Origin of the sequence: Klebsiella sp. K5-45 (genome assembly GCF_030128605.1) — a bacterium.
Lineage (GTDB): Bacteria > Pseudomonadota > Gammaproteobacteria > Enterobacterales > Enterobacteriaceae > Klebsiella > Klebsiella quasipneumoniae.
The window spans coordinates 480082-489943 of record NZ_JAKUZW010000003.1 but is presented as its reverse complement, the minus strand read 5'-3'; the positions used below and the strand labels follow the sequence as shown (position 1 = coordinate 489943).

Below are 9862 nucleotides of genomic sequence, written 5' to 3'. Positions count from 1 at the left end.
TATGGCCCTGGTACGAGCGCTGAACAAAATGACGAAAGCAGGTATGCCTGAAAGCGTGCGTATTGCCTGAAAACACAACCCGCTACGGGGGAGACTTACCCGAAATCTGATTTATTCAACAAAGCCATCGAAACAGGCAAATCCAATGGACAAAATAGCCATAACCACTCCTGATTATTTGTCAGCGGCGGGAAGCGTGACCTTCCCGCAGGGAAAAATGATCTCGCTTATTCATTTTTCTGCTTGGCAGTAAGCTCCTCATAGCTGAGCGTGTTGCCCACTACCCGTACCTGACGGAAGCAGAAAGGCACCAGCAGCGCGACGAGCAGCGCCAGACAAATCAGGTAGATAGTGACCTGGCCAAACTGGGTGAACGCGTTACCAATAATGATGCCCCATACTGCGAAGTCGAAATCGGCGAAGGTGCTGTTTTCAAACCCGAGGTTGCCGAGCGCCGGCAGCAGCATCGCCGGCAGGAAGGCGAGGAAGATCCCGCCGATAAACGCGGCGATGATACACCCGCGCTTACCGCCCAGCTTGTCGGCAAAGACCCCGGAGGTGCCGCCGCAGAAGAAGTGCGGCACCATGCCGGGAATAATCAGCGCCATGCCCAGTCCGCCGAGCATGAGCATCCCGACCAGACCGCCCACAAAGGAGCTGATGAATCCCACCACCACCGCGGTGGGGCTAAAGGTGAAGAACACCGCGCAGTCAACGGCCGGGATGGAGTCCGGGATCAGTTTCTGGCTGATGCCCTGGAATGCCGGCACCAGATCGCCGAGGATCAACCGCACGCCGTTGTAGACAATGGCTACGCCAACGGCGAACTGCAGACCGGTCAGCACGGAGAAGATCAGCATATTCTGGTCGGTGATGGTGCTCAGGTACGCCGACCCGGCGACAGCGCTGCAGATGAAGTAGATAACAAACATCACGATACCGGTGGTGACGGTGGTATCGCGCAGAAATCCCCATTTCTCTGAGATTTCGGTATCGGCGAAGGAGTTTGCCGGATTGCCGGTCCGGCTGGCGATCCACGCCGAGAGGTAGTAGCCCAGGGAGCCGAAATGGCCCATGGCGATCCCGCCGTCTTCGGTTACCTGCCTGGTGTAACGCTGGCCAATGGCCGGGGAAATGGCCGACCATGAGCCCAACAGGAATCCGCCGATCAGGATCAACATCCAGCCCTGGAACTCCGCCGCCTGCAGGACGGCGGAGAACAGGCAGGCGAGAAAGAACGAATGATGGCCGGTGAGAAAGATATATTTATATTTGGTGCAGCGGGCTATGATCAGGTTGAAAATAAAGCCCAACAGCAAAATACTCATGGTTTCCACGCCCAGCATTTTCTGGGCGACGGAGACAATGGCTTCATTGTTAGGAATAACGCCGCGGATATTAAATCCAGCTTCGATAATACCGCCCAGCGGGTTGAGATTGGCAACGATAACGCCTGCGCCAGCGCTCAGCATCAAATAGCCTAAAATCGGCTTTAATGTGCCGGTAAGGAGTTTGTTGCCGGGGGAGCGCAGCGCCACTAAGCCAACGAAGGCGATAAGCCCCATCAAAAAAGCGGGTTGACTGAATATTTCCGTTAAGAAACTAAGAATAGCCTGCATGGTCGTTCCCTCTATGCTGATTAAGAGTGAGTCGCAGCAATTTTCATCAGCGCGTCGGTAATATCCTCGGCGATTTTTGCTTTATGGACGTAGCTGCGAATAATGGCGACATGACAGTGGGCCGGAAATTGATTTGCCAGTTCTTTGATCGTGACGTAAAGGTCGGCTTTTTCCCCGACGGCGTTAGCAAAATCGACCGAAGCGACGTCCGCTTTGATACCTAATTCTTCACAGATCTTCTTCACATTATTCGCAGCCATCAATGAACTGCCAATACCGTTACCACAAACCGTTCTGATAACTAACATAATGACTACTCCATTTGTTTTTGGATGAAATGTAAGACTGAATTCACGTCATTTTCCTGCTGAAGAAAAGTCACGATATCTGACTCGATCAGCGAGGCAATCAGTTGGATCATTTTGATATGACTGTCAGCATCGGCGCCGGCGATCGCGATGACGACGGTAACCGGATCGAACTCATCGTGGCCGAAGGTCACTGGTGTGGCGGTGGTGACAAGCGAAAATCCGGTCTGCAATGCCCCTTTTTCCGGGCGGGCGTGCGGCATGGCAATCCCGTCATCTATCACGATGGCGGCGCCAAAATCCTCGTATACTGTCAGCATCTCGTTGACATATTCGGCGCTGCAAATCTGGCGCCTGGCGAGTAATGAACCCGCCAGTTCGATGGCCTCCTCCGCATGGGAAATATTCTGCTTCAGGGCGATTAACGTCGGGTCAAAAATAATATCCATTCTCTTCTCCTGAACGTATTCCTGTTCCTGAGTAAAATCATGACCAAATACATTGATAAAAATGATGGATGAGATCACATCCGCGGTTTTAAATATTGATGGCGATCACATCGACGGCAAAGTGCTGGCTGAAAATCATATAATTAATTTATTTGTTTTTCAGACTGTTATGAAGTGGTTGAGATTTAACGCTGAAATTTGACAGAGAAAAAATGAGAGGCAGAGCGAAATTTTTCAGCAGAAGTGTATTGCTGGTCACAAATATCAGCGGGTCATTTTCTTAAATTTTGACGCCGCTAACAAAAAAGGCCCGCTTGAGCGAGCCTTTTATAAAAACGTGTGCCGATTACAGGCTGGAGACGTTTTCGGTCAGGTATTTTGCCACGCCTTCCGGAGAGGCAGCCATACCTTCTTTTCCTTTTTCCCACTGCGCCGGGCAGACTTCGCCGTGCTCTTCGTGGAACTGCAGCGCGTCAACCATGCGCAGCATTTCGTCGATGTTACGGCCCAGCGGCAGGTCGTTAACCACCTGGTGGCGAACCACGCCGTTGGCGTCGATCAGGAAGGAGCCGCGCAGCGCTACGCCTTCGTCCGGATGCTCGATACCGTAAGCTTTCTGGATTTCACGTTTGATGTCGGCAACCATCGCGTATTTAACCGGGCCGATACCGCCCTGGTCTACCGGGGTATTACGCCATGCGTTGTGCACGAACTCGGAGTCGAAGGAAACGCCAACCACTTCCACGCCGCGTTTCTGGAATTCTTCGTAACGTTTGTCGAACGCGATCAGCTCAGACGGGCAAACGAAGGTGAAGTCCATCGGCCAGAAGAACAGAACGGTAGGTTTACCGTTGGTGTGCTGTTTGAAATTGAATTTCTCAACGATCTCACCATTACCCAGCACAGCGGCTGCAGTAAAATCCGGCGCTTGACGAGTGACCAGAACCATTTGATTCTCCTGTAATTACTAAGGTTATTTGGAACGCAACGCGGGCAAGTATAGAGCCTGTCCGCCAATAACACAAAGAGGCGCTGACAATCGTTCAGCCAGCTTTTACCTATCAATGTCGCAGCGATTACAGCTGTTTGTTTTTCGCCTGACGCATCATCTGCGGATAAAAGCGCCAGAACTGCCCCTCCAGCCGGTCGTAGTGAGTATCCAGATCCTGCCAGGAGTCGCGCAGCGCCTCGAGACGCGGGCGGCGGCTGGCCATGCCATTGAGCACGCGCTGAATAAAATCCATCTCCTGATAGCGCTCCAGCCAGCGCTCCGACCACAGGTATTGATTGAGATTGACGAAGCGGGGCGGCGAGTCGGGCAGGATCGGCACGATCTGCCGCTCGGCGTAGCGCACGAACTCGTCCAGCGGCAGGTCAGGGGAGAGTTGCGCCCAGTGCTGCGACAGGAAATGATCCCACATGACGTCGAGGGTGATGGGGGCGACGCGGCGGGTCTGCGGGCGAAACCACTCCCGCGCCTCTTTGACTTCCGCCAGGTTGTCAGTCAGCACGTCAATTCGCCGATGCATATAGATGCCATCGACGATCGCCGCCGGATAGTCGCCCTGCGGGTTGCCGCGCACAAAGTCGGCCATCAGATTGCCGGGCAGCGAACTGTCGGCGAGATGGGCCAGGTGCAGGTGGGCGAGAAAATTCATAGCGACGACATCCTTTAAATACTTTATGGCGAGCAGAGTGAGCGGTGTAGCGCTGCGCGTCGCCCTGAACGGCAGCCCCGGTGCCCGAATGGCGTGCTGTCTGGCCGCGCGCGGCCCTCTGCCACCGGTGATGCATTCGGCTGCCGCATGGCGGCATTCGGAATGATTTGGAATATAGATTATGTCATTCGTCCGGAGGGGTAAAGGTTGCAGGCAGAACGCCCCGGCACTAGACTACCCGCCTCTTTATTCAGTCTGAGTTACCGTCATGCGCGTTACCGATTTTGCTTTTGAACTACCCGAATCTCTGATCGCCCACTATCCGATGCCTGAGCGCAGCAGCTGCCGCTTACTTTCCCTGGACGGGCCGACGGGCGCGCTGACGCATGGCACCTTCACCGACATCCTCGATAAGCTCAATCCTGGCGATCTGCTGGTGTTTAACAACACCCGGGTGATCCCGGCGCGTTTGTTCGGTCGTAAGGCCAGCGGCGGCAAGATCGAAGTGCTGGTGGAGCGGATGCTGGATGATAAGCGCATCCTCGCCCATATTCGCGCCTCGAAAGCGCCGAAGCCGGGCGCCGAGCTGCTGCTGGGCGACGACGAGAGCATTCAGGCCACCATGCTGGCGCGTCACGGCGCGCTGTTTGAAGTGGAATTTAACGACGAGCGCCCGGTGCTGGAGATCCTTAACGGGATTGGCCATATGCCGCTGCCGCCCTACATTGACCGCCCGGATGAAGACGCTGACCGCGAGCTCTATCAAACCGTCTACGGCACCAGGCCGGGCGCGGTAGCCGCCCCGACCGCTGGTCTGCACTTCGACGAACCGCTGCTGGATAAACTGCGCGCCAAAGGCGTTGAGATGGCGTTTGTCACCCTGCACGTGGGCGCGGGTACCTTCCAGCCGGTGCGCGTCGACAGCATTGAAGAGCACACCATGCACTCTGAATATGCGGAAGTGCCGCAGGAGGTAGTCGATGCGGTGCTGGCGGCGAAGGCGCGCGGCAATCGCGTGATCGCGGTGGGCACCACCTCGGTACGCTCGCTGGAGAGCGCGGCGCAGGCGGCGAAAGACGCCCTGATTGCGCCGTTCTTCGACGATACGCAGATTTTCATCTACCCGGGTTATCAGTACCAGGTGATCGATGCGCTGGTAACCAACTTCCATCTCCCTGAATCCACATTGATTATGCTGGTGTCGGCGTTTGCGGGTTATCAGCACACCATGAACGCCTATAAGGTAGCGGTGGAGCAGAAATATCGCTTTTTTAGCTACGGGGATGCGATGTTTATCACGTACAATCCGCAGGCTATTTCTGAGCGTCCCTGAAGAGGCCGGCCCGCCGGCTTTTTGGACGCCATGACGCATTTTTTTAGCCACGGAATCATTCCGTGGCGAGTATGAAAACGTCGGACTGTTTTTCTGACGCAGGAGCAAGCATGAAATTTGAACTGGATACCACCGACGGTCGCGCCCGCCGCGGTCGCCTGGTGTTTGAGCGCGGCGTGGTGGAAACACCGGCCTTTATGCCCGTTGGCACCTACGGCACCGTCAAAGGGATGACGCCGGAAGAGGTGGAAGCCACCGGCGCGCAGATTATTCTCGGCAACACCTTCCACCTGTGGCTGCGCCCGGGTCAGGAGATCATGAAGCTGCACGGCGATCTGCACGATTTTATGCAGTGGAAAGGACCGATCCTGACCGACTCCGGCGGCTTCCAGGTGTTCAGCCTTGGCGATATCCGTAAGATCACCGAGCAGGGCGTGCATTTCCGCAACCCGATCAACGGCGATCCGATTTTCCTCGATCCGGAAAAATCCATGGAGATTCAGTACGATCTCGGCTCTGATATCGTGATGATCTTCGACGAATGTACGCCGTATCCGGCGGACTGGGATTACGCCAAGCGCTCAATGGAGATGTCTCTGCGCTGGGCGAAGCGCAGCCGTGACCGTTTCGATAGCCTTGGCAATAAAAATGCGCTGTTCGGCATCATTCAGGGCAGCGTTTACGAAGATTTACGTGATATCTCGGTGAAAGGTCTGGTAGAGATTGGCTTTGATGGCTACGCTGTCGGCGGTTTGGCGGTCGGCGAGCCGAAGGAAGACATGCACCGTATTCTGGAGCACGTCTGCCCGCAGATCCCGGCCGATAAACCACGATACCTGATGGGCGTCGGGAAGCCGGAAGATCTGGTGGAAGGGGTACGTCGCGGTATCGATATGTTCGACTGCGTCATGCCGACGCGCAACGCGCGTAACGGCCACCTGTTCGTCACCGACGGCGTGGTGAAAATCCGCAACGCGAAGCACAAAAGCGATACCGCGCCGCTGGACGCCGAGTGTGATTGCTATACATGTCGCAATTATTCACGCGCTTACTTGCATCACCTTGACCGTTGCAACGAAATATTGGGCGCGCGTCTCAATACCATTCATAACCTGCGCTACTATCAGCGTTTAATGGCTGGTTTACGCAAGGCTATCGAAGAGGGTAAATTAGAGAGCTTCGTGACCGATTTTTACCAACGTCAGGGGCGCACCGTGCCTCCTTTGAACGTTGATTAATTTTAATAATGAGGGAATTTCAATGAGCTTTTTTATTTCTGATGCGGTAGCGGCAACGGGTGCACCGGCGCAGGGCAGCCCGATGTCTCTGATTCTGATGCTGGTGGTGTTCGGTCTGATTTTTTACTTCATGATCCTGCGTCCACAGCAGAAGCGCACCAAGGAACATAAGAACCTGATGAACTCCATCGCCAAAGGTGATGAAGTGCTGACCAACGGCGGTCTGGTCGGTCGCGTGACCAAAGTAGCGGAAACTGGCTACATTGCTATCGCGCTGAACGATACCACTGAAGTGGTTATCAAACGTGACTTCGTTGCTGCCGTTCTGCCGAAAGGCACCATGAAGGCGCTGTAATCTAACTTTTCCCAAAGGGAACTGCCGTGTTAAACCGTTATCCTTTGTGGAAGTATGTCATGCTGGTCGTCGTCATTGTCGTCGGCCTGATCTATGCGCTTCCCAACCTGTATGGTGAGGATCCGGCTGTTCAAATCACTGGCGCGCGCGGCGTCGCCGCCAGTGAGCAAACGCTGATCCAGGTCCAGAAAACTTTACAAGAAGAAAAAATTACCGCGAAGTCTGTGGCACTGGAAGAGGGCGCTATTCTTGCGCGCTTCGACACCACTGATACCCAGCTGCGCGCGCGTGAAGCGCTGCTTACCGTGCTGGGTGACAAATACGTCGTGGCGCTAAACCTTGCTCCGGCAACCCCACGCTGGCTGGCGGCACTCTATGCCGAACCGATGAAGCTGGGTCTTGATCTGCGCGGCGGCGTGCACTTCCTGATGGAAGTCGACATGGACACCGCGTTAGGCAAACTGCAGGAACAGAACATCGATAGCCTGCGCAGCGAGCTGCGCGACAAAGGCATTCCTTACGCGACCGTGCGCAAGGAAGACAACTACGGTCTGAGCATCGTCTTCCGCGACAGCGCGGCGCGCGACCAGGCTATCTCTTATCTCAGCCCTCGCCATCGCGATCTGGTGATCTCCTCTCAGGGTGACAACAGCCTGAAAGCGGTGATGACCGATGAGCGCCTGAAAGAAGCCCGTGAGTACGCGGTTCAGCAGAACATTAACATTCTGCGTAACCGTGTGAACCAGCTAGGCGTCGCCGAACCGCTGGTTCAGCGTCAGGGCGCTGACCGCATCGTCGTTGAGCTGCCGGGTATCCAGGATACCGCGCGGGCGAAGGAGATCCTTGGCGCGACCGCGACCCTCGAGTTCCGTCTGGTCAATACCAACGTTGACCAGTCCGCCGCCGCCTCTGGCCGCGTACCGGGCGACTCGGAAGTGAAGCAGACGCGTGAAGGCCAGCCGGTGGTGCTGTACAAGCGGGTGATCCTGACCGGTGACCATATCACCGACTCGACCTCCAGCATGGATGAGTACAACCAGCCGCAGGTCAACATCTCGCTGGACAGCGCGGGCGGTAACATCATGTCCAACTTCACCAAGGACAATATCGGCAAGCCGATGGCGACCCTGTTCGTGGAGTATAAAGACAGCGGTAAGAAAGACGCCAACGGTCGGGCTATCCTGGCGAAAGAGGAAGAGGTGATTAACATCGCCAACATCCAGTCGCGTCTGGGTAACAGCTTCCGTATTACCGGTATCAGCAACCCGAACGAAGCGCGCCAGCTGTCGCTGCTGCTGCGTGCCGGCGCGTTGATTGCGCCGATTCAGATCGTCGAAGAGCGGACTATCGGCCCAACCCTTGGTATGCAGAACATCAAGCAGGGTCTGGAAGCCTGTCTGGCCGGCCTGGTGGTCTCCATCCTGTTCATGATCCTCTTCTATAAGAAGTTCGGTCTGATTGCGACCTCGGCGCTGATTGCCAACCTGGTGCTGATTGTCGGCATTATGTCCCTCATCCCGGGGGCGACGCTGACCATGCCGGGCATCGCGGGTATCGTGTTAACCCTTGCGGTGGCGGTCGATGCTAACGTTCTGATCAACGAGCGCATCAAAGAAGAGTTGAGCAACGGGCGTACCGTTCAGCAGGCGATTGACGAAGGTTATCGCGGCGCGTTCAGCTCGATCTTCGACGCCAACGTGACGACGCTTATCAAAGTGATCATCCTGTACGCGGTCGGTACCGGTGCCATTAAAGGGTTTGCGATTACTACCGGTATCGGTATCGCGACCTCAATGTTTACCGCTATCGTCGGCACCCGTGCCATCGTGAACCTGCTGTACGGCGGCAAGCGCGTTAAAAAGCTGTCTATCTGAGGAGTGCGTTGTGGCACAGGAATATACTGTTGAACAATTGAACCACGGCCGTAAAGTCTGGGACTTTATGCGCTGGGACTACTGGGCCTTCGGCATTTCAGGTTTTCTGCTGATTGTGTCGATCGCCATCATCGGCGTCCGCGGCTTTAACTGGGGTCTCGATTTCACCGGCGGTACGGTGATCGAAATTACCCTTGAGAAGCCGGTCGATCTCGACCAGATGCGCGATTCCCTGCAAAAAGCGGGCTTTGAAGAGCCGCAGGTGCAGAACTTTGGCAGCAGCCGCGACATCATGGTACGTATGCCGCCGGTGCATGACGCCAACGGCAGCCAGGAGCTGGGCAGTAAGGTCGTGACGGTGATTAACGAATCGACCAGCCAGAACGCGGCGGTGAAGCGCATTGAGTTTGTCGGCCCGAGCGTCGGTGCGGACCTTGCGCAAACCGGCGCCCTGGCGCTGATTGCCGCGCTGGTCTGTATCCTGATCTACGTCGGCTTCCGCTTCGAATGGCGTCTGGCGGCGGGGGTGGTTATCGCCCTGGCGCACGACGTGGTGATCACCATGGGCGTGCTGTCGCTGTTCCATATCGAAATCGACCTGACCATTGTGGCCTCGTTGATGTCGGTTATCGGCTACTCGCTGAACGACAGTATCGTGGTATCGGACCGTATCCGTGAAAACTTCCGTAAGATCCGCCGCGGTACGCCGTACGAGATCTTCAACGTGTCGTTGACCCAGACGCTGCACCGTACCTTGATCACCTCCGGGACCACCCTGATGGTGATCCTGATGCTGTTCCTGTTCGGCGGCCCGATTCTGGAAGGCTTCTCGCTGACCATGCTGATCGGTGTTTCCATCGGTACGGCTTCTTCTATCTACGTCGCCTCCGCGCTGGCGTTGAAGCTGGGCATGAAGCGCGAGCATCTGCTGCAGCAGAAGGTGGAAAAAGAAGGGGCGGACCAGCCGTCAATTCTGCCGTAATACGGTTCAGTTGAAATAAAGCAATCCCGGCCCAGGCGGCCGGGAT

At 55.8% G+C, this 9862-nt stretch carries 12 protein-coding genes and 1 pseudogene; 8 read left to right on the top strand and 5 right to left on the bottom strand.

Going from position 1 to position 9862, the window contains the following annotated elements; genetic code table 11:
- Window positions 1-70: hypothetical protein (locus MKS11_RS09175; RefSeq protein ID WP_223349232.1), on the top strand; the 70-nt coding region annotated here is incomplete at its 5' end.
- A 157-nt stretch (window positions 71-227) separates the two neighbouring features.
- On the opposite strand, the gene MKS11_RS09170 is transcribed toward MKS11_RS09175, so the two are convergent.
- Genes MKS11_RS09170 through MKS11_RS09160 form a run of 3 tightly spaced genes read right to left on the bottom strand, consistent with a single transcriptional unit; the run spans window position 228 to window position 2376 of the window.
- Entirely contained in the window at window positions 228-1619 is a 1392-nt protein-coding gene (locus tag MKS11_RS09170) for a PTS ascorbate transporter subunit IIC (RefSeq protein WP_004204848.1), read from the bottom strand.
- Window positions 1620-1639: 20 nt separating this feature from the next.
- Window positions 1640-1927 carry a PTS sugar transporter subunit IIB gene (locus MKS11_RS09165; protein WP_017898931.1) on the bottom strand — a complete coding sequence of 96 codons (288 nt, stop codon included), beginning with the start codon at window positions 1925-1927 and terminating at the stop codon, window positions 1640-1642.
- A gap of 5 nt (window positions 1928-1932) precedes the next feature.
- Entirely contained in the window at window positions 1933-2376 is a 444-nt protein-coding gene (locus tag MKS11_RS09160) for a PTS sugar transporter subunit IIA (RefSeq protein WP_004204845.1), read from the bottom strand.
- Between the two features lie 55 nt (window positions 2377-2431).
- Between MKS11_RS09160 and MKS11_RS09155 the strand changes: the two genes are divergently transcribed.
- Window positions 2432-2578, top strand: coding sequence for a hypothetical protein (locus MKS11_RS09155; protein WP_032446996.1), 147 nt, complete (start codon window positions 2432-2434; stop codon window positions 2576-2578).
- A gap of 144 nt (window positions 2579-2722) precedes the next feature.
- Here MKS11_RS09155 and MKS11_RS09150 read toward each other — a convergent pair whose 3' ends face one another.
- A complete protein-coding gene (locus MKS11_RS09150; RefSeq protein WP_004178733.1) occupies window positions 2723-3325 on the bottom strand; it encodes a peroxiredoxin in 603 nt (200 codons plus the stop codon).
- A gap of 127 nt (window positions 3326-3452) precedes the next feature.
- Window positions 3453-4034 (bottom strand): ACP phosphodiesterase, encoded by a 582-nt coding sequence (gene acpH / locus MKS11_RS09145; RefSeq protein WP_004204843.1) that lies wholly within the window; start codon window positions 4032-4034, stop codon window positions 3453-3455.
- 88 nt (window positions 4035-4122) lie between these two features.
- On the opposite strand from acpH, the pseudogene MKS11_RS09140 reads away from it, so the two are divergent.
- From MKS11_RS09140 to secF, 6 genes and pseudogenes are all read left to right on the top strand, one after another.
- A pseudogene (locus MKS11_RS09140) lies at window positions 4123-4238 on the top strand (hypothetical protein).
- Window positions 4239-4302: 64 nt separating this feature from the next.
- Window positions 4303-5367, top strand: coding sequence for a tRNA preQ1(34) S-adenosylmethionine ribosyltransferase-isomerase QueA (gene queA, locus MKS11_RS09135; protein ID WP_004204841.1), 1065 nt, complete (start codon window positions 4303-4305; stop codon window positions 5365-5367).
- 110 nt (window positions 5368-5477) lie between these two features.
- Window positions 5478-6605: a tRNA guanosine(34) transglycosylase Tgt gene (gene tgt / locus MKS11_RS09130; RefSeq protein WP_002890395.1), complete on the top strand. Its 1128-nt coding sequence runs from the start codon at window positions 5478-5480 to the stop codon at window positions 6603-6605.
- A gap of 22 nt (window positions 6606-6627) precedes the next feature.
- Window positions 6628-6960: a preprotein translocase subunit YajC gene (yajC, locus tag MKS11_RS09125; protein WP_002890398.1), complete on the top strand. Its 333-nt coding sequence runs from the start codon at window positions 6628-6630 to the stop codon at window positions 6958-6960.
- Between the two features lie 26 nt (window positions 6961-6986).
- On the top strand, window positions 6987-8834 hold the full coding sequence (gene secD / locus MKS11_RS09120; RefSeq protein ID WP_004204840.1) for a protein translocase subunit SecD: 1848 nt from the start codon (window positions 6987-6989) through the stop codon (window positions 8832-8834).
- A 10-nt stretch (window positions 8835-8844) separates the two neighbouring features.
- Window positions 8845-9816 (top strand): protein translocase subunit SecF, encoded by a 972-nt coding sequence (gene secF / locus MKS11_RS09115; protein ID WP_004204839.1) that lies wholly within the window; start codon window positions 8845-8847, stop codon window positions 9814-9816.
- The last annotated feature ends 46 nt before the right edge of the window (window positions 9817-9862 follow it).

Bases quoted from the DNA above. Each gene is read 5' to 3' on its own strand.
- MKS11_RS09170 (WP_004204848.1), bottom strand. From the start codon at position 1,619: ATGCAGGCTATTCTTAGTTTCTTAACGGAAATATTCAGTCAACCCGCT.
- MKS11_RS09165 (WP_017898931.1), bottom strand. From the start codon at position 1,927: ATGTTAGTTATCAGAACGGTTTGTGGTAACGGTATTGGCAGTTCATTG.
- MKS11_RS09160 (WP_004204845.1), bottom strand. From the start codon at position 2,376: ATGGATATTATTTTTGACCCGACGTTAATCGCCCTGAAGCAGAATATT.
- MKS11_RS09150 (WP_004178733.1), bottom strand. From the start codon at position 3,325: ATGGTTCTGGTCACTCGTCAAGCGCCGGATTTTACTGCAGCCGCTGTG.
- acpH (WP_004204843.1), bottom strand. From the start codon at position 4,034: ATGAATTTTCTCGCCCACCTGCACCTGGCCCATCTCGCCGACAGTTCG.
- queA (WP_004204841.1), top strand. From the start codon at position 4,303: ATGCGCGTTACCGATTTTGCTTTTGAACTACCCGAATCTCTGATCGCC.
- tgt (WP_002890395.1), top strand. From the start codon at position 5,478: ATGAAATTTGAACTGGATACCACCGACGGTCGCGCCCGCCGCGGTCGC.
- yajC (WP_002890398.1), top strand. From the start codon at position 6,628: ATGAGCTTTTTTATTTCTGATGCGGTAGCGGCAACGGGTGCACCGGCG.